The sequence below is a fragment of the Streptomyces viridochromogenes genome (assembly GCF_001270495.1).
GTDB lineage: Bacteria > Actinomycetota > Actinomycetes > Streptomycetales > Streptomycetaceae > Streptomyces > Streptomyces viridochromogenes_A.
This window is the reverse complement of the sequence record NZ_LGUR01000241.1, coordinates 41,322-63,724: the sequence shown is the minus strand read 5'-3', so window position 1 is coordinate 63,724 and position 22,403 is coordinate 41,322. Positions and strand designations below refer to the sequence as shown.

22 protein-coding genes are annotated in these 22,403 nt (G+C 70.4%); 21 read left to right on the top strand and 1 reads right to left on the bottom strand.

The window, feature by feature from the left end; genetic code table 11:
- The first annotated feature begins 104 nt into the window (after positions 1–104).
- From ADK36_RS37785 to ftsH, 5 genes are all read left to right on the top strand, one after another.
- Positions 105–1,448 carry an ammonium transporter gene (locus tag ADK36_RS37785; RefSeq protein WP_048580653.1) on the top strand — a complete coding sequence of 448 codons (1,344 nt, stop codon included), beginning with the start codon at positions 105–107 and terminating at the stop codon, positions 1,446–1,448.
- Positions 1,445–1,783: a P-II family nitrogen regulator gene (locus ADK36_RS37780; RefSeq protein WP_003997576.1), complete on the top strand. Its 339-nt coding sequence runs from the start codon at positions 1,445–1,447 to the stop codon at positions 1,781–1,783. The genes ADK36_RS37785 and ADK36_RS37780 overlap by 4 nt, the downstream gene beginning before the upstream one ends.
- A 28-nt stretch (positions 1,784–1,811) precedes the next feature.
- Complete coding sequence (locus tag ADK36_RS37775; protein WP_048580654.1) at positions 1,812–4,259, top strand: [protein-PII] uridylyltransferase; 2,448 nt, start codon at positions 1,812–1,814, stop codon at positions 4,257–4,259.
- Positions 4,260–4,365: 106 nt separating this feature from the next.
- On the top strand, positions 4,366–5,919 hold the full coding sequence (gene ffh / locus ADK36_RS37770) for a signal recognition particle protein (RefSeq protein WP_048580655.1): 1,554 nt from the start codon (positions 4,366–4,368) through the stop codon (positions 5,917–5,919).
- A gap of 121 nt (positions 5,920–6,040) precedes the next feature.
- Positions 6,041–7,978, top strand: a complete 1,938-nt coding sequence (gene ftsH, locus ADK36_RS37765; RefSeq protein ID WP_078942773.1) for an ATP-dependent zinc metalloprotease FtsH — start codon at positions 6,041–6,043, stop codon at positions 7,976–7,978.
- A gap of 51 nt (positions 7,979–8,029) precedes the next feature.
- Here ftsH and ADK36_RS37760 read toward each other — a convergent pair whose 3' ends face one another.
- Positions 8,030–8,887: a methyltransferase type 11 gene (locus tag ADK36_RS37760; RefSeq protein WP_053200818.1), complete on the bottom strand. Its 858-nt coding sequence runs from the start codon at positions 8,885–8,887 to the stop codon at positions 8,030–8,032.
- Between the two features lie 194 nt (positions 8,888–9,081).
- Here ADK36_RS37760 and proS point away from each other — a divergent pair, with 194 nt between their 5' ends.
- The 16 genes from proS to dprA all read left to right on the top strand — a co-directional run bounded on the left by proS (position 9,082) and on the right by dprA (position 22,129).
- Positions 9,082–10,497, top strand: a complete 1,416-nt coding sequence (proS, locus tag ADK36_RS37755) for a proline--tRNA ligase (RefSeq protein WP_053200816.1) — start codon at positions 9,082–9,084, stop codon at positions 10,495–10,497.
- Positions 10,498–10,758: 261 nt separating this feature from the next.
- Entirely contained in the window at positions 10,759–11,355 is a 597-nt protein-coding gene (locus ADK36_RS37750) for a hypothetical protein (protein ID WP_048580659.1), read from the top strand.
- A gap of 355 nt (positions 11,356–11,710) precedes the next feature.
- A complete protein-coding gene (gene rpsP / locus ADK36_RS37745; protein WP_030048919.1) occupies positions 11,711–12,130 on the top strand; it encodes a 30S ribosomal protein S16 in 420 nt (139 codons plus the stop codon).
- Between the two features lie 2 nt (positions 12,131–12,132).
- On the top strand, positions 12,133–12,372 hold the full coding sequence (locus tag ADK36_RS37740; protein ID WP_003973401.1) for an RNA-binding protein: 240 nt from the start codon (positions 12,133–12,135) through the stop codon (positions 12,370–12,372).
- An 84-nt stretch (positions 12,373–12,456) separates the two neighbouring features.
- Complete coding sequence (gene rimM, locus ADK36_RS37735) at positions 12,457–13,008, top strand: ribosome maturation factor RimM (protein ID WP_048580660.1); 552 nt, start codon at positions 12,457–12,459, stop codon at positions 13,006–13,008.
- Positions 13,008–13,841: a tRNA (guanosine(37)-N1)-methyltransferase TrmD gene (gene trmD / locus ADK36_RS37730; protein ID WP_053200814.1), complete on the top strand. Its 834-nt coding sequence runs from the start codon at positions 13,008–13,010 to the stop codon at positions 13,839–13,841. Before rimM ends, trmD begins: the two co-directional genes overlap by 1 nt.
- 133 nt (positions 13,842–13,974) lie before the next feature.
- Positions 13,975–14,325: a 50S ribosomal protein L19 gene (gene rplS, locus ADK36_RS37725; RefSeq protein WP_030048922.1), complete on the top strand. Its 351-nt coding sequence runs from the start codon at positions 13,975–13,977 to the stop codon at positions 14,323–14,325.
- Positions 14,326–14,385: 60 nt separating this feature from the next.
- A complete protein-coding gene (gene lepB / locus ADK36_RS37720) occupies positions 14,386–15,108 on the top strand; it encodes a signal peptidase I (RefSeq protein WP_053200812.1) in 723 nt (240 codons plus the stop codon).
- Complete coding sequence (lepB, locus tag ADK36_RS37715; protein WP_048580663.1) at positions 15,101–16,192, top strand: signal peptidase I; 1,092 nt, start codon at positions 15,101–15,103, stop codon at positions 16,190–16,192. Before lepB (ADK36_RS37720) ends, lepB (ADK36_RS37715) begins: the two co-directional genes overlap by 8 nt.
- On the top strand, positions 16,080–17,042 hold the full coding sequence (gene lepB / locus ADK36_RS37710; RefSeq protein ID WP_048580664.1) for a signal peptidase I: 963 nt from the start codon (positions 16,080–16,082) through the stop codon (positions 17,040–17,042). Before lepB (ADK36_RS37715) ends, lepB (ADK36_RS37710) begins: the two co-directional genes overlap by 113 nt.
- A 157-nt stretch (positions 17,043–17,199) precedes the next feature.
- The gene (lepB, locus tag ADK36_RS37705) at positions 17,200–17,973 is read left to right on the top strand and encodes a signal peptidase I (protein ID WP_048580665.1); all 774 of its coding nucleotides are present in this window, start codon (positions 17,200–17,202) and stop codon (positions 17,971–17,973) included.
- On the top strand, positions 17,963–18,499 hold the full coding sequence (locus ADK36_RS37700) for an NUDIX hydrolase (protein WP_053200810.1): 537 nt from the start codon (positions 17,963–17,965) through the stop codon (positions 18,497–18,499). The genes lepB (ADK36_RS37705) and ADK36_RS37700 overlap by 11 nt, the downstream gene beginning before the upstream one ends.
- 56 nt (positions 18,500–18,555) lie before the next feature.
- Positions 18,556–18,864 (top strand): DUF2469 domain-containing protein, encoded by a 309-nt coding sequence (locus ADK36_RS37695; RefSeq protein WP_003965949.1) that lies wholly within the window; start codon positions 18,556–18,558, stop codon positions 18,862–18,864.
- 118 nt (positions 18,865–18,982) lie between these two features.
- Positions 18,983–19,345 (top strand): YraN family protein, encoded by a 363-nt coding sequence (locus ADK36_RS37690; protein WP_048580667.1) that lies wholly within the window; start codon positions 18,983–18,985, stop codon positions 19,343–19,345.
- Between the two features lies 1 nt (position 19,346).
- Positions 19,347–20,972 carry a YifB family Mg chelatase-like AAA ATPase gene (locus tag ADK36_RS37685; protein ID WP_053200808.1) on the top strand — a complete coding sequence of 542 codons (1,626 nt, stop codon included), beginning with the start codon at positions 19,347–19,349 and terminating at the stop codon, positions 20,970–20,972.
- A complete protein-coding gene (gene dprA, locus ADK36_RS37680) occupies positions 20,969–22,129 on the top strand; it encodes a DNA-processing protein DprA (RefSeq protein ID WP_048580669.1) in 1,161 nt (386 codons plus the stop codon). Before ADK36_RS37685 ends, dprA begins: the two co-directional genes overlap by 4 nt.
- The last annotated feature ends 274 nt before the right edge of the window (positions 22,130–22,403 follow it).

Below are 22,403 nucleotides of genomic sequence, written 5' to 3'. Positions count from 1 at the left end.
CACCGAAACCGCGCTGCGCCAATCTCTTGGCGCATAACCGGCCCGCCCCTCATTCCGCTCAGGCTTCGCCCGCACGGGGCCGTACACATGACGAGGAGACGCCGATGGCACCAGCCATCATGATGGCGGCAGACAAGGTAGAGCTGTCGCCCGCCAACACAGGTTTCATGCTCATCTGTTCCGCCCTGGTGATGCTCATGACCCCGGGCTTGGCCTTCTTCTACGGAGGCATGGTCCGCGTCAAGAGCACCCTGAACATGTTGATGATGAGTTTCATCAGCCTGGGGATCATCACCATCCTGTGGGTGTTGTTCGGCTTCTCGCTCGCTTTCGGCGACTCGCACGGCGGTCTTATCGGCTGGTCCTCCGACTTCGTCGGCTTCAGCGGGATCGGCAAGACCGAACTGTGGGACATCTACAACATCCCGGTCTACGTCTTCGCCGTCTTCCAGCTGATGTTCGCGATCATCACGCCCGCCCTGATCAGCGGCGCGCTCGCGGACCGCGTGAAGTTCTCCGCGTGGGCGCTGTTCATCACGCTGTGGGCCATCCTCGTGTACTTCCCGGTCGCCCACTGGGTCTGGGCGCCGAGCGGTGGCTGGGCGTTCAAGCTCGGCGTGATCGACTTCGCCGGTGGTACGGCGGTCCACATCAACGCGGGTGCCGCGGCGCTCGGCGTGATCCTGGTCATCGGCAAGCGCGTCGGCTTCAAGAAGGACCCGATGCGTCCGCACAGCCTTCCGCTGGTCATGCTCGGCGCCGGCCTGCTGTGGTTCGGCTGGTTCGGCTTCAACGCCGGCTCGTGGCTCGGCAACGACGACGGCGTCGGCGCGCTGATGTTCGTCAACACGCAGGTCGCCACCGCCGCCGCCATGCTGGCCTGGCTCGCCTACGAGAAGATCCGCCACGGCGCGTTCACCACCCTCGGTGCCGCCTCCGGCGCGGTCGCCGGTCTGGTCGCCATCACCCCGTCGGGTGGTGCGGTCTCCCCGCTCGGCGCGATCGCCGTCGGCGTCATCGCCGGTGTCCTGTGCGCCATGGCCGTCGGCCTGAAGTACAAGTTCGGCTACGACGACTCCCTCGACGTCGTCGGTGTCCACCTGGTCGGCGGTGTCACCGGCTCGGTCCTCATCGGCTTCTTCGCCACCGGCGGCGGGCAGTCCCCGGCCAAGGGCCTCTTCTACGGCGGCAACGCCGACCAGCTGTGGAAGCAGCTCGCCGGTGTCGGCGCGGTCCTCGCCTACTCCCTCGTCGTCTCCGCGCTCCTCGCCTTCGTCCTCGACAAGACGATCGGGATGCGGGTCTCCGAGGACGAGGAAGTGGCCGGCATCGACCAGGCCGAGCACGCCGAGACCGCATACGACTTCAGCGGCGCCGGCGGCGGTGCCGCCCGGACCGCCGCCCCCGCCCCGGTCGCCGCGGCCGCGAGCAAGAAGGTGGACGCATGAAGCTCATCACCGCAGTCGTCAAGCCCCACCGGCTCGACGAGATCAAGGAAGCCCTCCAGGCCTTCGGGGTCCATGGCCTGACGGTCACCGAGGCGAGCGGCTACGGTCGTCAGCGGGGCCACACCGAGGTCTACCGCGGTGCCGAGTACACCGTCGACCTGGTCCCGAAGATCCGCATCGAGGTCCTGGCCGAGGACGACGACGCCGAGCAGCTGATCGACGTCATCGTCAAGGCCGCCCGCACCGGCAAGATCGGTGACGGCAAGGTCTGGTCCCTCCCGGTCGAGACGGCCGTACGGGTGCGGACCGGCGAGCGCGGGCCCGACGCGCTCTGAGGCAGGAAAACAGAACAGGAGTCGCTGGGTGACGAGCACGGACGTTTCCAAGGATGCAGAGGACTCGGGACCCAGCGGCTACGCGGCGGCCCGGCTGCGTCTCCTCACCGAGGAGGCGCGGTCCGGGCCGCCGCGCCGTGCCGCCCTCGCGGAACTGACCGACGAGTGGCTGACCGGACTGTTCGCCGCGGGCGCCGAGGGGCTGCGCGGGGTCTCCCTGGTCGCTGTCGGGGGATACGGCCGTGGTGAGCTGTCCCCGCGCAGCGACCTGGATCTGCTCCTGCTGCACGATGGCACCGACTCCGGCGCGGTGGCCGCCCTGGCCGACCGCATCTGGTACCCGGTCTGGGACCTCGGCCTCGCCCTCGACCACTCCGTGCGCACACCCGCCGAGGCCCGCAAGACGGCCGGCGAGGACCTCAAGGTCCAGCTGGGCCTGCTGGACGCCCGGCACATCGCGGGCGACCTCGGTCTGACGGCCGGACTGCGGACGGCGGTCCTGGCCGACTGGCGCAACCAGGCACCCAAGCGGCTGCCCGAACTCCAGGAGCTGTCCGCCGAGCGCGCCGAGCGCCAGGGCGAGCTGCAGTACCTCCTGGAGCCCGACCTGAAGGAAGCCCGCGGCGGTCTGCGCGACGCCACCATCCTGCGCGCCGTCGCCGCCTCCTGGCTGGCCGACGCCCCGCGCGAGGGCCTCGACGACGCCCGGCGCCGGCTGCTCGACGTACGCGACGCCCTGCACCTCACCACCGGGCGCGCGACCGACCGGCTCGCGCTCCAGGAACAGGACCAGGTCGCCGCCGAGCTGGGGCTGCTCGACGCGGACACCCTGCTGCGGCAGGTGTACGAGGCGGCGCGCGTCATCTCGTACGCCAGTGATGTCACGTGGCGTGAAGTGGGGCGTGTACTGCGGTCGCGCGCCGTGCGGCCGCGGCTGCGCGCCATGCTGGGCGGCGGGAAGCCGACCGCCGAGCGCTCCCCGCTGGCGGAGGGCGTGGTGGAGCAGGACGGCGAGGTGGTGCTCGCCCGTGCCGCGCGCCCCGAACGCGACCCCGTGCTCCCCTTGCGTGCCGCGGCCGCCGCCGCGCAGGCCGGGCTCCCGCTCTCCCTGCACGCCGTGCGGCGCTTGGCGGCCACCGTGCGCCCCCTGCCCACGCCCTGGCCCGCCGAGGCGCGCGAGCAGCTTGTGACCCTGCTCGGCTCCGGCCGCCCGACGGTCGACGTGTGGGAGGCGCTGGAGGCGGAGGGACTGATCACCCGTCTCCTGCCCGACTGGGAGCGGGTGCGCTGCCGCCCGCAGCGCAACGCCGTGCACATCTGGACCGTCGACCGGCATCTGATCGAGACGGCCGTCCGGGCCTCCGAGTTCACCCGCCGCGTCCACCGCCCCGACCTCCTCCTGGTCGCCGCCCTGCTGCACGACATCGGCAAGGGCTGGCCCGGGGACCACTCGGTGGCCGGCGAGATCATCGCCAAGGACGTCGCCGCGCGGATCGGCTTCGACCGCGACGACGTGGCCGTGCTCTCCACCCTCGTACGTCATCACCTGCTGCTCGTCGACACGGCCACCCGGCGCGACCTGGAGGACCCGGCCACCGTGCGTTCGGTCGCCGAGGCGGTCGGCTCGCAGGGCACGCTGGAGCTGCTGCACGCCCTGACCGAGGCGGACGCCCTGGCCACCGGCCCGGCGGCATGGTCGTCCTGGCGCGGTTCCCTGGTCGCCGACCTGGTCAAGCGGGTCGCCGCCGTGCTCGCCGGGGACGACCTCGACGAGCCCGAGGCCGCCGCGCCCACCGCCGAGCAGGAGCGGCTCGCCATCGAGGCCATGGCGACCGGCAGCCCGGTGCTGGCCCTGCGCGCGCAGACCGAGCCACTGACGGAGGAGCAGCCCCCGGGCGATCCCGAGCCGCTCGGCGTGGAGCTCCTCATCGCCGTACCGGACCAGCCGGGCGTGCTGCCGGCGGTGGCCGGTGTCCTGGCGATGCACCGCCTCACCGTCCGCACGGCGGAGCTGAGCGCCCTGGACCTGCCCGACGGCGTCGAGGGTTCCGTCCTGCTGCTGAACTGGCGGGTCGCCGCCGAGTACGGCTCGCTGCCGCAGGCCACCCGGCTGCGCGCCGACCTCGTACGTGCCCTGGACGGCACCCTGGACATCGCCGGCCGCCTCGCCGAGCGGGACGCCGCGTACCCGCGCCGCCGGGGTGTCGTGCCGCCGCCACCGAGGGTGTCGGTCCACCCGGCCGCGTCCCGGCTGGCCACGGTGATCGAGGTCCGCGCCCAGGACGCCCCGGGGCTGCTGTTCCGGATCGGCCGGGCGCTGGAGGACGCGAGCGTGCGGATGCGTAGTGCACATGTCAGCACCCTGGGTGCCAACGCCGTCGACGCGTTCTATGTCACAGGCCCCGAGGGAGCGCCGCTGCCCGGCGAGGAGGCGGCCGCCGTGGCGCGCAAGCTGGAGGAGACATTGCGGGGCTGAGACCCTGTTCAAAGGCTCTGAACCCAGGGATCCCGGCAACCTGCGCCGCCGGGATACCCTGGAGGGCGATTCCCAGCTGCCACCGACCCCGAGGACCGCGAGCGCCGTGTTCGATACTCTCTCCGATCGCCTCTCAGCGACTTTCAAGAACCTGCGTGGCAAGGGACGGCTCTCCGAGGCGGACATCGACGCCACCGCGCGCGAGATCCGCATCGCACTCCTCGAAGCGGACGTGGCGCTGCCCGTCGTGCGGACGTTCATCAAGAACGTCAAGGAGCGTGCCCTCGGCGTAGAGGTCTCCAAGGCGCTGAACCCGGCCCAGCAGGTCCTGAAGATCGTCAACGACGAGCTTGTCACGATCCTCGGCGGCGAGACCCGGCGCCTGCGCTTCGCCAAGCAGCCGCCCACCGTGATCATGCTGGCGGGTCTGCAGGGTGCCGGTAAGACCACCCTCGCGGGCAAGCTCGGCAGCTGGCTGAAGGAGCAGGGCCACTCGCCGCTGCTGGTCGCCTGTGACCTCCAGCGTCCGAACGCCGTGAACCAGTTGAGCGTCGTCGCCGAGCGCGCGGGCGTCGCGGTCTACGCGCCCGAGCCGGGCAACGGCGTCGGTGACCCGGTCAAGGTCGCCAAGGACTCCATCGAGCACGCCAAGGCCAAGGTCCACGACATCGTGATCGTGGACACCGCCGGCCGCCTGGGCATCGACCAGGAGATGATGCAGCAGGCCGCGGACATCCGGGACGCGGTCTCGCCGGACGAGATCCTCTTCGTCGTCGACGCGATGATCGGTCAGGACGCCGTCAACACGGCGGAGGCCTTCCGCGACGGCGTCGGCTTCGACGGCGTGGTGCTCTCCAAGCTCGACGGTGACGCCCGCGGTGGTGCGGCCCTGTCGATCCGGCAGATCACCGGCAAGCCGATCATGTTCGCGTCGAACGGCGAGAAGCTCGACGACTTCGACGCCTTCCACCCGGACCGGATGGCCTCCCGCATCCTCGACATGGGTGACCTGCTCACCCTGATCGAGCAGGCGGAGAAGACCTTCGACCAGGCCGAAGCCCAGAAGATGGCCGAGAAGCTGGCCTCCAAGAAGGGCCAGGACTTCACCCTCGACGACTTCCTGGCCCAGATGGAGCAGGTCAGGAAGATGGGCTCCATCTCCAAGCTGCTCGGCATGCTCCCCGGCATGGGGCAGATCAAGGACCAGATCAACAACCTCGACGAGCGGGACGTCGACCGCACGGCCGCGATCATCAAGTCGATGACCCCGGCCGAGCGCCAGGAGCCGACGATCATCAACGGCTCGCGCCGCGCCCGTATCGCGCGTGGTTCCGGTGTCGAGGTCAGCGCGGTCAAGAACCTCGTCGAGCGGTTCTTCGAGGCCCGCAAGATGATGTCCCGCATGGCCCAGGGCGGCGGCATGCCGGGGATGCCGGGGATGCCGGGCATGGGTGGCGGTCCCGGCCGTACGAAGAAGCAGCCGAAGAAGGCCAAGGGCAAGCAGCGCTCCGGCAACCCGATGAAGCGCAAGCAGCAGGAGCAGGAGGAGGCCGCCCGCCGCGCCGCCGCCGCTCAGGCCGGGGGCGCCTTCGGGGTGCCGGGCCAGCAGGCTCCGCAGGACTTCGAGTTGCCGGACGAGTTCAAGAAGTTCATGGGCTGACCCGAGAGCTCAAGGAGCTCAAGGGCTGACGGTCCATCGCGTACGTCATTGAGGGCGCCGTTCCGTAAGGGGGGCGCCCTCAGCGCATGCCAGGGTCCGGCATCTGCCGTAACGTCCAGATATGAGCAATGCCGCGCCACCACGCAAGGCCCCTGACCAGCCGTGGCGCACCGAGGGCACGCCGGACGAGCCGCCCGGACGGCCCGGTGGGCGACGGATGCGCGGCCGCTGGTGGGGCCTGCTCCTCACCGCGGTGATCGTGTTCCTGCTCGCCTATGTGGGGCTGACGTACCTCGACCGGGGCAACGAGCCGACGATCTCCTACACGGAGTTCAGCAGGCAGGTCGACGCCGGCAATGTCGACAAGATCTACTCCAAGGGCGACGCGATCCAGGGGGAGCTCAAGAGCGCCCGGGACAACCCCGAGGGCGACGGCGACTACACCAGGTTCAAGACACAGCGACCGGCCTTCGCGGACGACGACCTCTGGCGGCAGCTGGACACCCACGACGTGACGGTGACCGCCCAGCCCGTCGTACGGGAGCGCGGTGTCCTGTCCAACCTGCTCTTCTCCCTGATCCCGATCGTGTTCCTGCTCGCGGTCTGGATCTTCGTCGCGCGGCGGATGGGCGCGGGCATGGGTGGCGCGGGCGGCATGCTCGGCCGCAAGGCACCGCCCAAGCCGGTCGAGCTCCAGCCGGGGAAGGAACGCACGACGTTCGCCGACGTGGCCGGCATCGACGAGGTCAAGGGCGAACTGGACGACGTCGTCGACTTCCTGGAGCACCCCGACGCCTACCGCAGGATGGGCGCGAAGATGCCGCGCGGCGTGCTGCTCGCGGGCTCGCCCGGAACCGGCAAGACCCTGCTGGCGCGTGCGGTGGCGGGCGAGGCGGGCGTGCCGTTCTTCTCCGCCTCCGCCTCCGAGTTCATCGAGATGATCGTCGGCGTCGGCGCCTCCCGTGTCCGGGAACTGTTCGCCGAGGCCCGCAAGGTGGCGCCGTCGATCATCTTCATCGACGAGATCGACACCATCGGGCGGATGCGCGGCGGCGGCGCCTCGGTGAGCGGCCACGACGAGCGCGAGCAGACGCTGAACCAGATCCTCACGGAGATGGACGGCTTCTCCGGCTCGGAGGGCGTGATCGTCATCGCGGCGACGAACCGCGCCGACATCCTGGACCCGGCGCTGACCCGGCCCGGCCGCTTCGACCGGGTGGTCAACGTCTCCCCGCCGGACCGTGGCGGGCGCGAGGCGATCCTGCGGATCCACACCCGCGGGATCCCGCTCGCCGAGGACGTGGACCTGACCCAGGTGGCTCGTACGACCCCGGGCATGACCGGTGCGGATCTCGCCAATCTCGCCAACGAGGCCGCGCTGCTCGCGGTGAAGCGCAAGCAGGACCAGGTGACCGGTTCTGACCTGTCCGAAGCCCTGGAGAAGGTGCAGCTGGGCGCCGAGCGCACCCTCGTGATGCCCGAGGAGGACCGGCGGCGCACCGCGTACCACGAGAGCGGTCACGCCCTCCTGGGCATGCTCCAGCCGGGCGCCGACCCCGTACGCAAGATCACCATCGTGCCCCGCGGCCGGGCGCTCGGCGTGACGATGTCGACCCCCGAGGTGGAGCGGTACGCGCACTCCGAGGGCTATCTGCGCGGCCGCATCATCGGTGCCCTGGGCGGCATGGCGGCGGAACAGGTGGTCTACGGGGTCGTCACCACGGGCGCCGAGAACGACCTCGAACAGGTCAGCAACATCGCCCGCGCGATGGTGGCCCGCTGGGGCATGAGCGAGCGGGTGGGCCGGCTGTCCGCCCTGCCGAGCGACCCCCAGCAGGCGTACGGGCTCGCGGCCGCCCCGCAGACCCTCGACGTGATCGACGCCGAGATGCGCCGGATCGTCGACGAGTGCTACGAGGAGGCCATCCGTAAACTCGGCGACCATCGAGGACAGTTGAACGCCCTGGCCGAGGCACTGCTGGAGAACGAGACGCTGGAGGAGGCCGACGCGTACCGGATCGCGGGGATCACACGGCTGACCAAGGACGACGCCCAGTAGGACGCCGCTGCCCCGTGGGACGAGACTCGGCCCCGCCGACCGCCCCTGGGCTCAGGGAACCCGGGCGATCAGGTACCGGAACACGTTCGGCATCCACACCGTCCCGTCCCGCCGCTGATGCGGATGCAGTGCCTCCGTCAGCTCCTTGTCCACCTGGACCTGGTCGGTCGCGTTGATCGCCGCGTCGAAGAGGCCCGTCGACAGCAGTCCGCGTACGGCACTGTCCACGTCCGCGTACCCGAAGGGGCAGGCCACCCGGCCCGAGCCGTCGGGCCTGAGCCCCGCGCGTTGGGCGACCTCCTCCAGGTCGTCGCGCAGCGCGGGGCGCCAACTGCCCGTACTGCGCAAGGGATCGGCCAACTTCGTGGCGACCCGCAGCACGGACGTCGTGGCGCAGCGCTCCGGCGGTCCCCAGCCGGCCAGTACGACAGGTGCCCCCCGCTCGGCGAGCGGTGTCGCGGCCGCGAGCGTCCCCCCGAGCCCCTCCGAGTCACCCGCGAGGCACCCGATGGGCTCGAACGCGGTCACCAGGGTGTAGGCGGGCGCCTCCGGGTCGGCCGCGTCGCCGGGCGAGCCTTCGACGAGCCGGGCGCCGGCACGCGCGCGCGTGTCCCACGCCTCGGGCGTCAGCCGCTGCCGTGCCAGGGTCAGCCGGTCGGGGGACGCGGACTCGACGCCGGTGACGGCCGCGCCTCTGGACGCCGCCATCAGCAGGGCGAGCCCGCTGCCGCAGCCGAGGCCCAAGAGCCGGGTGCCCGGGCCCACTTCCACTCGCTCGTAGACGGCCTCGTAGAGCGGAACCAGCATCCGCTCCTGGATCTCGGACCAGTCACGCGCGCGTGCACACAGGTCCACACGGGCTGCCGAGCCCGCGTGAGGCAGGTGCTGCCGCACGAGCGTAGGTGTCATCTAAAGCGCCCCAATCCGCCGAGAGTTGCCTCTGTGTCCGATTCCATGGCCCCCGTGGCATGCGCTCACATCCCCTATGCCAGGAAACTCCGCACCCGACGTCGCGTCCAGGGGTCGCGGAGCCCCGCTTGAGGCTTCCCTGTGTACGTGGCCAAAATTCACATTCCGGCAACGTGGGCCCGTACCATCGCGCCATGGCGAAGGCACCCGTTCTGACGCCGCGGGCGGACGACTTCCCGCGCTGGTACCAGGATCTGATCACCAAGGCGGAGCTGGCCGACAACGGCCCGGTGCGCGGCACGATGGTCATCCGGCCGTACGGGTACGGGCTGTGGGAGCGGATGCAGGCCGAGATGGACGCCAGGATCAAGGAGACGGGCACGCAGAACGCGTACTTCCCGCTTCTGATCCCGCAGTCGTATCTCACGCGCGAGGCGGATCACGTCGAGGGCTTCGCGCCGGAGCTCGCGGTCGTCACGCACGGCGGCGGCAAGCAGTTGGAGGAGCCGGCGGTCGTCCGCCCCACCTCCGAGATGATCATCAACGACTACTTCTCGAAGTGGGTGCAGAGCTACCGGGACCTGCCCCTGCTGATCAACCAGTGGGCGAACGTGGTCCGTTGGGAACTCAGGCCCCGCCTCTTCCTGCGCACGACCGAGTTCCTCTGGCAGGAGGGCCACACCGCGCACGCCACGTACGAGGACGCCCGCGAGTTCGCCGCCCACATCCACCGCGAGGTCTACGAGGACTTCATGGTGAACGTCCTCGCGATGGACGTCGTTCCCGGCCGCAAGACCGTCAAGGAGCGCTTCGCCGGAGCCGTCAACACCCTCACGCTCGAAGGGATGATGGGCGACGGCAAGGCCCTCCAGATGGCCACCAGCCATGAGCTGGGCCAGAACTTCGCCAAGGCCTTCAACACCTCGTACCTGTCGAAGGACGGCACCCAGGAGCTGGTCTGGCAGACCTCCTGGGGCTCGACCACCCGCATGATCGGCGCCCTCGTGATGATGCACGGCGACGACGACGGCCTGCGCGTCCCGCCGCGCCTCGCGCAGATCCAGGCCGTCGTCCTCGCCATCAAGGGCGACGAAGCGGTTCTGGCCAAGGTCCGCGAGATCGGCGACCAGCTGAAGGCTGCCGGCATCCGCGTCCACGTCGACGACCGCACCGACACCCCCTTCGGCCGCCGCGTGGTCGACTGGGAGCTCAAGGGCGTGCCCGTCCGCATCGAGGTCGGGCCCCGTGACCTGGAGAGCGGCACCGCGATGCTGGCCCGCCGCATCCCGGGCGGCAAGGAGCCGGTGGCCGTCGAGTCCCTCGTGCAGCTGCTCCCCACGGTCCTCGAAGAGGACCAGGCGCTCCTGCTGACCCAGTCCCGCGCCCGCCGCGAGTCCCGCACCACCGACGTGACGACGATCGACGAGGCGGTGGAGGCCGCGGTCGCCGGCGGCTGGGCACGCGTCCCGTGGGCGACGCTCGGCGAAGAAGGCGAGGCCAGGCTGGCCGAGCACGCGGTGACCGTACGGTGTCTGGTCGCCGAGGACGGGTCGGTGCCGGACGCCGATGACGCGCCCGGTAACGTCGCGGTCGTCGCACGCGCTTACTGAGATGACGCCGGTGGGGAACGAGAGCGGCCGAAACGCCTCTTGCGCATCCGCAAACCACAACCGCACCGGCGCGTGGACGGGGCGTACGCGCCGGGGCGTACGTCAGACTACGCACCACCTTGGTATGAGCTGTGAGGCTTCTCCGCAGATCGGCGCACCCGCCCTCGTCGTGGCGCATCATTCGCAACTGACGGGTACGTGCAAATTATTTGGGATGGCCCGGAATCGGAACACAGCGGCACTCCGGCTCGTTGTCATTACGTGAGCACGACACAGACACCACCTGTTCTCGCCGCAGAACTGGCGCAGGCGTGGGCCGACATTCAGCGGTACCACCCCGAGCTGCCGGATCTCGCCGCGCCAGAGTCCCTGATCGGGGAGTCGTCGTCCGCCTGCGGTCACGAGCTCTCCTTCGAGCGACTGCTTCACGAGGCAGTCCATGGCATCGCCGCCGCGCGCGGCGTCCGCGACACCTCCCGGGCCGGCCGCTACCACAACCGCAGATTCCTCGCCATCGCCGAGGAGCTGGGCCTGGACCACCCCGAGGAACCGCACCCGAGCAGCGGTTTCTCCCTGGTCACGCTCAACCCCGAGGCCAAGCGCCGCTACCGTCCGACCATCGAACGCCTCCAGCGCGCCCTGAAGGCCCACACGGCGGCGACCTCCGCCGACACGAGCAGGACCTTCCGGGGTCCGGCCGCCCGCCACGGCTCCTCCGGCGGTGGCGTCCGCGTCAAGGCGGTCTGCGACTGCGGACGTAACGTCCGGGTCGTTCCGTCGGTGCTGGCGCAGGCGCCGATCGTGTGCGGCGGCTGCGGGAAGCCGTTCCGGATCCCGGAGGTCATGGGCGCGGCGTAACCGCACGACCGCGGACGTCCAGCACCGGCATCTCGTGGCTGCCGGTCGGGGCGCGAGGCGCGCGGGACGCTGACGCGTCGGGGTGCCGCTGCGGGCGGCACCCCGCAGCGCCGGGCCGCGCAACGCTGTGACGACACCTGAAGCGCCCGGCGCCGCTCAGGCATGCCCAGCACCTTCGCCGCCCCCTCGGCCCGAGACGACCCGCAGGGTGTGGCACAATGGCTAGCTGTACTCGACAGCCGCACAGGAACCCTCTCGCCTCCGGCTGACGCGTCCATCGGGCACTCGGGTACCGCAACCCCACGCGGCATTCTCGCCGTGCCCAACCACGTCAAATCCAGGAGAACCCACTCCCGTGGCAGTCAAGATCAAGCTGAAGCGTCTGGGCAAGATCCGTTCGCCTCACTACCGCATCGTCGTCGCCGACTCCCGCACCCGTCGTGACGGCCGTGCGATCGAGGAGATCGGCAAGTACCACCCGACGTACAACCCGTCGGTCATCGAGGTCGACGCGGACCGTGTCGCGTACTGGCTGGGTGTCGGCGCACAGCCGACCGAGCCCGTGCTCGCCATCCTGAAGAAGACCGGCGACTGGCAGAAGTTCAAGGGCGAGCCCGCCCCGGCTCCGCTGCTCGTCGCCGAGCCGAAGAAGGCGCGCCCGTCGTTCGAGGCCCTCGGTGGCGACGACGAGGGCAAGGGTGAGGCGATCACCCAGAAGAAGAAGGCGGAGAAGAAGGACGAGGCTGCCGCCGAGTCCGAGTCGGCCGAGGCCTGAGCATGCTCGAGGAGGCTCTCGAGCACCTCGTGAAGGGCATCGTCGACAACCCTGACGATGTGCAGGTCGCATCCCGCAACCTGCGCCGCGGACGCGTGCTCGAGGTCCGGGTTCACCCCGACGACCTCGGCAAGGTGATCGGCCGTAACGGCCGTACCGCACGCGCTCTGCGCACCGTCGTGGGCGCCATCGGCGGCCGCGGTGTCCGCGTCGACCTCGTCGACGTGGACCACGTCCGCTGACGCCGAACGCAGCACCGGCTCGGGCCGGGGAGGGCCACTGGGCCGTCCCCGGCCCGTAGTCGTATCGACAGGAGATTTGAACTCGTGCAGCTGGTAGTCGCACGGATCGGCCGCGCCCACGGCATCAAGGGCGAGGTCACCGTCGAGGTGCGTACCGACGAGCCGGAACTGCGGCTCGCCCCCGGCGCCGTCCTGGCCACCGACCCGGCCGCCACCGGGCCGCTCACCATCGAGACCGGCCGGGTCCACAGCGGTCGCCTCCTCCTGCGCTTCGAGGGGGTCAAGGACCGCACTGGCGCCGAGGCGCTGCGCAACACCCTCCTCATCGCCGAGATCGACCCGGACGAGCTGCCCGAGGAAGAGGACGAGTACTACGACCACCAGCTCATGGACCTCGACGTGGTGACCGTGGACGGCGTCGAGATCGGTCGTATCACCGAGATCTCGCACCTGCCCTCCCAGGACCTCTTCATCGTCGAGCGGCCCGACGGGAGCGAGGTGATGATCCCCTTCGTCTCGGAGATCGTCACCGAGATCGACCTTGAGGAGCAGCGCGCCGTAATCACCCCGCCGCCGGGCCTGATCGACGACCGCGCGGAGGTCGCCTCCTCGCGCGACGCGGAGGCCGAGGACTGATGCGGCTCGACGTCGTCACGATCTTCCCCGAGTACCTGGAGCCCCTGAACGTCTCCCTGGTCGGCAAGGCACGCGCGCGTGGACAGCTGAACGTCCATGTGCACGACCTGCGCGGCTGGACGTACGACCGCCACAACACGGTCGACGACACGCCCTACGGCGGCGGCCCCGGCATGGTCATGAAGACCGACCCGTGGGGAGACGCGCTGGACTCCGTGCTGGCGGACGGCTACGAGACGGGCTCCGGCGGGCCCGCCCTGATCGTCCCCACCCCCAGTGGCCGCCCCTTCACCCAGGAACTCGCCGTCGAGCTCTCCGAGCGGCCCTGGCTGATCTTCACGCCGGCCCGCTACGAGGGCATCGACCGCCGGGTCATCGACGAGTACGCCACCCGGATGCCCGTCCACGAGGTGTCCATCGGCGACTACGTCCTCGCCGGCGGCGAGGCGGCCGTACTGGTCATCACGGAGGCCGTGGCGCGCCTGCTGCCCGGCGTCCTGGGGAACGCCGAATCGCACCGGGACGACTCCTTCGCGCCCGGCGCGATGGCCAACCTCCTGGAAGGCCCCGTCTACACCAAGCCGCCCGAGTGGCGCGGCCGGGACATCCCGGACGTGCTGCTCAGCGGCCATCACGGCAAGATCGCCCGCTGGCGCCGGGACGAGGCGCTGCGGCGTACCACCGCCAACCGGCCCGACCTGATCGAACGCTGCGACCCCAAGGTCTTCGACAAGAAGGACCGCGAGATGCTCTCCATCCTGGGCTGGATGCCTGACCCGGAGGGGGAGCGGTTCGGCCGATTTTGGCGCAGGACAGAGGGCGTGGAAGAATAGGTCGCTGTTGTGCGTCGTCCGGCGTGCGCCCCTGCCACAGGGGGACACGACGCCCGCCCCGGCACGGACAGCATCCTCACGAAAAACTAGCTCCCGCCTATGACCTGTGGCATGGGCGAAGAAAGCAGACGAAATGTCTCACCTGCTCGACTCCGTCGACGCCGCGTCGCTGCGCAGCGACGTCCCGGCCTTCCGCCCGGGCGACACGGTCAACGTCCACGTCCGCGTCATCGAGGGCAACCGCTCCCGTGTGCAGCAGTTCAAGGGCGTTGTGATCCGCCGCCAGGGCGCCGGCGTCCGCGAGACCTTCACGGTCCGCAAGGTCTCGTTCTCCGTCGGCGTCGAGCGCACCTTCCCGGTGCACACCCCGATCGTCGAGAAGATCGAGCTCGTCACCCGCGGTGACGTGCGTCGCGCCAAGCTGTACTACCTGCGTGACCTGCGCGGCAAGGCGGCGAAGATCAAGGAGAAGCGCGAGAACTGAGCGCTTCCGGGGGCTCGCCCCCGCGGGGTCCAAAGCGGGGCCGGATAACATCTGGCCCCGATGGACACCGAAGCACAGCCGACGGAGCGCGACCGCTCCTCCCGCCCTTCCGACTCCGAGGATGCCTCGGACCCAGAGGGGCAGGAGGGACGGTCGCGTTTCGCGTTGGTGTCGCGGATCACCGAGTGGCTCCCGGGCGGGCGGATCAGCCTGACCCTGCTGGTCTTCCTGGTCTTTCTGCTGCTGCTCAACACGTTCGTGCTGCGGCCGTTCGAGATCCCCAGCGGATCCATGGAGTCCGGATTGAGGATCGGCGACCGCGTTCTCGTAAATAAGTTGGCGTACCGTTTCGGTGCCGAACCACGGCGCGGTGATGTTGTCGTGTTCGATGGAACTGGGTATTTCGGGGATGCCGACTACATCAAACGCGTTGTGGGTGTGGGGGGAGACCACGTGGTCTGCTGTGACAACGAGGGGAGGATCCAGGTGAACGGCCGGTCGGTCGACGAGTCGACGGTCCTGTACCCCGGCGACAGCCCGTCGACGGTGCGGTTCGACGTCGTCGTGCCCGACGGCACCCTGTTCGTCCTCGGCGACCACCGCAGCGCGTCCAGCGACTCCCGCGACCATCTGGGCTCGCCCGGCGGCGGCATGGTCCCGGTCGACGACGTCATCGGTCGCGCCGACTGGATCGTATGGCCGACCGCCCACTTGACCCGCCTGCACCGTCCCGACGCCTACGCGCGCGTGCCCGCAGCCGCAGCGGAGGGCACGCATGGGTAACCGGGGCAGGCCGCGTGGCGTATCAGGCAATGCCGCCGACAATCTGCTGCCCACCGGTGCCCGGCGTGCCGCCAGCCCGGCCGGCGGTCGTACGCGCGCGGAGCGACGCAAGCTCCAGCGCAAGGTCAAGCGGCGCCGCAGGCGCTCCGCGATGAAGGAGATACCCCTCCTCGTCGGCGTAGCCGTGCTCATAGCGCTCGTCCTGAAGACCTTCCTCGTCCAGGCCTTCGTGATCCCGTCCGGCTCCATGGAGCAGACGATCCAGATCGGCGACCGCGTCCTGGTCGACAAACTCACCCCCTGGTTCGGCTCGAAGCCGCAGCGCGGGGACGTCGTCGTCTTCAAGGACCCCGGCGGCTGGCTCCAGGACGAGCAGACGACGGTGAAGAAGGAGGACCCCGTCGTCATCAAGCAGGTCAAGGAGGCACTCACCTTCATCGGCCTGCTGCCGTCCGACGACGAGAAGGACCTCATCAAGCGCGTTGTCGGCGTCGGCGGGGACCGCGTGAAGTGCTGTGACACGCAAGGACGGGTCACCGTCAACGGCGTTCCCCTGACCGAGGACTATCTGTACCCCGGCAACGCCCCCTCCACCCAGGAGTTCGACATCACCGTCCCGCAGGGCCGGCTCTGGGTGATGGGCGACCACCGCGCCAACTCCGCGGACTCCCGGGTGCATCAGGACCAGGAGTACGGCGGTACGGTCTCCGAGGACGAGGTCGTCGGACGGGCCATGTGGATCGCCTGGCCCTTCGGTCACTGGAGCACCTTGGACGAGCCGAGAACCTACGCTTCCGTGTCCGACTCGGCGACCGGGTCGACCGCGTCCGACTCGCTGTCGCATAGGGTTGCTTCCGACGATTCGACCGGAACGATCCAACTCCCGACCCCTGCGGAACTCCCGCTCGTTATGGGAGTGGTGGGCCTGCGCCGCGTATGGGGCAGGCAGCGGCACAGAGTAAGGAGTTGGCGTGGGGGATGTGGCGGTTGGCGCACGGTCCGGGCACGACGGCGAGGAGCACCGCGGACACCCCGTGGACGCAGCCGACCCGGCCGCGGACGGCGCCGTGACCTCCGGGAATGACTCCGGAGGCGACGGAGAAGGGCCGGGCGGGCAGCCCCCGACCGGTGGTGACGGGTCGGGAGCGGCCCGCACGCCGAAGAAGCAGCGTTCGTTCTGGAAAGAGTTGCCCATCCTCATCGGCATCGCGCTCGTCCTCGCGCTGCTGATCAAGACGTTCCTGGTGCAGGCGTTCTCGATCCCCTCGGACTCGATGCAGAACACCCTCCAGCAGGGTGACCGGGTCCTGGTCGACAAGCTCACCCCCTGGTTCGGCTCCGAGCCCGAGCGCGGCGAGGTCGTCGTCTTCCACGATCCCGACAACTGGCTGGCCGGTGAGCCCACTCCGGACCCGAACGCCCTGCAGACCTTCCTCAGCTGGATCGGCCTCATGCCGTCGGCGGAGGAGAAGGACCTCATCAAGCGCGTCGTCGGCGTCGGCGGCGACACGGTCGAGTGCGAGGGCACCGGCCCGCTCAAGGTCAACGGCAAGGCGCTGAGCGAGGCGTCCTACGTCTACCCCGGCAACACGCCGTGCAGCCAGGACGACCAGGGCGGCCAGTTCAAGGTGAAGGTGCCCGAGGGCTTCATCTGGGTCATGGGCGACCACCGGCAGAACTCCCGCGACTCGCGCTACAACCAGTCCGACGAGAACCACGGCATGGTCCCCGTCGACGAGGTCGTCGGCCGCGCCATCGTGATCGCCTGGCCGATCAACCGCTGGGACAACCTGCCCGTTCCGGACACCTTCGAGCAGAACCTCGGCGCCCGGTCCGCCGCTCTCACGGTCGCGCCGCAGGGGCTCGCCCTGGCCGGTGCGGTGCCGCTGGTGCTGTGGCGCCGGAGCCGGATCAAGGCGGCCGAGACCCGCTGAGACGCCTGACGCGCCTTCCCGGTGCCGGAGCCTGGTGGCGGGAGCTTGGCACCGGGGGTCTGGCACGCGGAGCTTGGAAAAGCTTTGCCGAGCCGGTGGCCGGGGGCGCTCGGGAGGGGCTGCCCGGTGTCGGTACCGCCGGGTAAGGTGCGGACCCATGGGTGGCGAGAGCACGACACGTACGGCGCCGCGTAGCGGTGGCGCGAGCAGGGGCCCGGCGGGCAGCCGGACCGGACAGCGGTTGTCCGGGCTGGCCGTGGCGCTGGGCCTGGTGCTGTTCCTGGGCGGCTTCGCCTGGGGAGCGGTGGTCTACCGGCCGTACACCGTGCCCACCAGTTCGATGGCGCCGACGATCGGCGCGGGCGACCGGGTGCTGGCCCAGCGCGTCGACGGCGGTGACGTACGCCGGGGCGACGTCGTGGTCTTCACTGACAAGACCTGGGTGACCAACGCCCCCGTCGTCAAGCGTGTGGTCGCCGTCGGCGGCGACACGGTGGCCAGCACGGGCGGCAAGCTGACCGTCAACGGCAAGCAGATCGACGAACCGTATCTGGCCGATGACGGCTTGGCCGATCTCCAGAACTTCCCGACGGTCACGGTGCCGAAGGGCAGGCTCTTCCTGCTCGGTGACGAGCGCAGCGGCTCCCTGGACTCCACGGCCCACCTCACGGACGCCGCCAAGGGCACCGTGGCGCGCAGCGCCGTGTCGGCCCGGGTGGACGCCGTCGTGTGGCCCATGAACGGCATGCTGGTGCGCCCCACGAGCTTCGAACAGCTCGGCGCGCTGTCGTCGCCGGGGCCGCTGCGGACGATGGTCGCGCTGATCGTCGGCGGCGGGGTGCTCGTCCTCGGCGGTGGCGCGTACGGTCCGATCGCGAACCGGCTGAGCAAGCGTCCCCGGACCGGCACGGGGCCCGCGGATGCCCGCTGAGGCGACGCACGTGAGCGAGGACCCGTACGGCGACTCGTACGACGGTGGGCTGCGCAAGGTCGCCCGAGTCGTCCTCCTGGACCCGCAGGACCGCGTTCTGCTGCTGCACGGCCATGAGCCGGAGGATCCCGCCGACGACTGGTGGTTCACCCCGGGCGGCGGCCTCGAGGGCGACGAGACCCGCGAGGAAGCCGCGCTGCGGGAACTCGCCGAGGAAACCGGCATCACGGAGGTCGAACTCGGCCGCGTGCTGTGGCGGCGCATGTGCTCCTTCCCGTTCGCGGGGCGTCGCTGGGACCAGGACGAGTGGTACTACCTGGCCCGCACGACACAGACGGAGACACGGGCCGTGGCCCTCACCGAGCTGGAGCGGCGTAGCGTCGTCGGAGCGCGCTGGTGGACGTGTGAGGAACTTGCCCAGGCACATGAGACGGTGTATCTGACCAGACTCGCCGAGCTGCTGCGCACACTGCTCGACGAAGGTCCCCCCGCCGAGCCCGTGACCCTTGACTCCGAAATTGTCTAGGTACTGACGGGACTGGCGCACAATGGTGGGATCGCACGGCTGAAGGGGAACATGCCATGAGCGCCGAGGACCTCGAAAAGTACGAGACCGAGATGGAGCTCAAGCTCTATCGGGAGTACCGCGATGTCGTCGGTCTGTTCAAGTACGTGATCGAGACCGAGCGGCGTTTCTACCTGACCAACGACTACGAGATGCAGGTGCACTCGGTCCAGGGTGAGGTGTTCTTCGAGGTGTCCATGGCGGATGCCTGGGTGTGGGACATGTACCGGCCGGCGCGTTTCGTGAAGCAGGTCCGCGTGCTCACATTCAAGGACGTGAACATCGAGGAGTTGAACAAGAGCGACCTCGAGCTTCCCGGTGGATGACGCCCGGTGACATTTCACCCGCGGGGGTGAGGAAGTTATCCACAGCGGCGGACTTGTCCACCAAGATCCAATAGCTTGCTGAGCTGCCCTCATCGTTGGCGCCGGAGGTGGTGCCGACATGAACGCACGCAGTGCACTCGGCAGGTACGGCGAGGATCTGGCCGCGCGGCGGCTGGCCGAGGCCGGCATGACGGTTCTGGAGCGCAACTGGCGCTGTGGCAGGACCGGAGAGATCGACATCGTCGCCCGGGACGGCGATGCGGTGGTCTTGTGCGAGGTGAAGACCCGCAGGGCCGGCGGCTACGAGCATCCGATGGCAGCGGTCACCCCCGAGAAGGCGCAGCGCCTGAGGGGCCTCGCTGAACACTGGGTCCACGCTCATGGCGGGGCGCCACCCGGAGGCGTCCGCATCGACCTGGTCGGCATCGTCCTGCCCGACCGCGGCGCGCCCGTGGTCGAGCACGTGCGGGGGGTGGCCTGACATGGGGTTCGCGCGTACGTGCTCGGTGGCTCTCGTGGGCGTCGAGGGGGTGGTGGTCGAGGTCCAGGCGGACCTGGAGCCGGGCGTCGCGGCGTTCACGTTGGTGGGACTGCCGGACAAGAGCCTGACGGAGAGCCGGGACCGGGTGCGGGCGGCCGTCGTCAACTCGGGCGGGCAGTGGCCGCAGAAGAAGCTCACCGTCGGGCTCAGCCCGGCATCGGTGCCCAAGGCGGGCAGCGGGTTCGACCTGGCCGTCGCGTGCGCCGTCCTCGGCGCCTCCGAGCGGATCGACCCGCGGGTGCTCGCCGACATCGTGATGATCGGTGAGCTGGGTCTGGACGGACGGGTGCGTCCCGTGCGGGGCATCCTGCCCGCGGTGCTGGCCGCCGCGGACGCCGGCTATGAGCAGGTGGTCGTGCCGGAGTGCGCCGCGGCCGAGGCGTCGCTGGTGCCGGGCGTGTCCGTCCTGGGGGTGCGCAGCCTGCGCCAGCTGATCGCCGTGCTCTCGGACGAACCCGTGCCCGACGAGGAACCCGACGACCTGGGCCGGCCGGATCCGCTGCTCGCGGGTCTGCGCGTGCCGGGGACGGGCGCGGCAACAGGCATCCACAGCATGGGAGCCGCCCAGCCCGACCATGGACACGATCTGGCCGACGTGGTGGGCCAGATGTCGGCGCGTACGGCCGCGGAGGTCGCAGCCGCGGGTGGGCATCACCTGTTCCTGGAGGGGCCGCCGGGCGCCGGCAAGACGATGCTGGCGGAGCGGCTGCCGGCCATCCTGCCCCGGCTCGCCAGGGAGGAGTCGCTGGAGGTCACAGCGGTGCACTCGGTGGCGGGGCTGCTGCCGCCGGGCAAGCCCCTGATCGACGTTGCCCCCTATTGCGCCCCGCATCATTCGGCGACGATGCAGGCGCTCGTCGGCGGCGGCCAGGGCATCGCGCGGCCCGGCGCGGTGTCCCTGTCCCACCGGGGTGTCCTCTTCCTGGACGAGACGCCGGAGTTCGGCAGCCAGGCCCTCGACGCCCTGCGGCAGCCGCTGGAAGCAGGGCATGTCGTCATCGCGCGCAGTGCGGGCGTCGTGCGCTTCCCGGCGAAGTTCCTGATGGTGCTGGCGGCCAACCCATGCCCGTGCGGTCGCTTCTCCCGGACGGACGACCTGTGCGAGTGTCCGCCCTCGGCGATCCGTCGCTATCAGGCGCGGCTGTCCGGGCCGCTGCTCGACCGAGTCGACCTCCGGGTCGAGGTGGACCGTGTCACGCGCGCCCAGCTGACCGAGCGCGGGGCCCGCGGTGAGTCCACCGCCACGGTCGCCGACCGGGTGCGCGTGGCCCGTGAGCGGGCGTCGGCCCGGCTTGTCGGAACCCCGTGGCGGACCAACAGCGAGATCCCCGGACGTGAGCTGCGCAGCCGCTGGTACGCGGCGATCGGCGCCATGGACGAGGCGGAACGGAACCTGGAACGCGGCGTCCTGACCGCCCGCGGACTCGATCGCGTTCTGCGCGTCGCCTGGACCGTCGCCGACCTCGTCGGCCATGACCGGCCCGACGCGACGGACGTCGCCCTGGCACTCCAGCTCCGCACCGGTGTGCCGCGCGGTGTGCCCATGGCCATCGGGGCGCTGACATGAACGGGAGTGCGGCCCCGGACGACGAACTGCTCGGCCGGGCCTTCCTCAGCCGGGTCGTCGAGCCCGGTGACGAGGTCGCCGGCCGGTGGGTGCGGGAGTACGGCGTGGGGGAAGTCGTGCGGCGGCTGCGGGAGGGGACGGAGGCGTTGCCGGGGGTGAGCTACAAGCGCTGGGACGGGCTGCGGGCTCGGGGGCTGCGGGCCGAGCCCGGCCGGGACCTCGCCGTCGCCCGGGAGACGGGAGTGCGGTTTGTCTGCCCGGGGGACGTCGAGTGGCCGGGGCAGCTCGACGATCTGGGGGACGCCCGGCCGATCGGCTTGTGGGTGCGAGGACCGGCCAGCCTGCGGATCTGGGCCTTGCGGTCCGTGGCCGTCGTCGGGGCCCGGGCCTGTACCGAGTACGGCGCGCACATGGCGGCCACGCTGGCCGGCGGGCTCGCCGAGCGGGGCTGGGTGGTCGTGTCCGGGGGCGCCTACGGGGTCGACGGTGCCGCTCATCGGGGTGCCCTCGGCGCCGGCGGAGCCACCGTCGCCGTGCTGGCCTGCGGCGTCGACCGGCCCTATCCGCGCGGGCACACCCAGTTGATCAACAGGATCGCGGAACAGGGACTCGTGATCGGGGAACTGCCGCCGGGGGACCATCCGACGCCCAGCAGATTCATCGTGCGGAACCGGGTGATCGCGGCGCTGACACGAGGCACGGTGGTCGTGGAGGCCGCCCACCGCAGCGGCTCGCTGGTCACCGTGCGGGCCGCACAGCGGCTCGGACGTCACACGATGGGAGTCCCGGGCCCGGCCACCAGTAGCCTCTCCGCGGGCGTGCACGAACTCCTGCGCGGTGACGCCGTGCTTGTCACCGACGCCGCCGAGGTCATCGAACTCGTGGGCGACATGGGAGAGCTGGCGCCGGAGCGGCGCGGGCCCGTCCTCCCGCGTGACCTGCTGGAGCCGGCGGCGCGCAGAGTCCTGGCCGCGCTGCCCGGTCGTCACGCGGCGCGGGCGGACGAGGTGGCACGCGGCGCGCAGACCACCGAGGACGACGCGATCGCGAGACTGTACGAACTCCGCTCACTTGGTTACGTCGAACGACACGGCGACAGCTGGAAGTTGACACGCCAGGCGATGATCTCCGTTCGCGCCGGTCGGAGCCGTTGTTGACCGAGCGTGTTCGGCCGTACGGGGGAACACGGACGCCCTTGAGAATTCCCCCAGTTGGGGTGTTCATGTGATCACGTAGAGCGACCGTAATGACCCGGCGGGACGTCCAGCGGAACGTATCTGCGCACGGCTTCTGCTCCGCCCTTCGCGCACCGCGACACTTCAGTCACGCTACGCTCACGTGGATTCCGGCTCAGACCGGCACCTCGACATCGGAAGGTCCCCAGAACGGCACCAGCGCGACATCAGACCGACAGCTCCACCAGGCACCCCC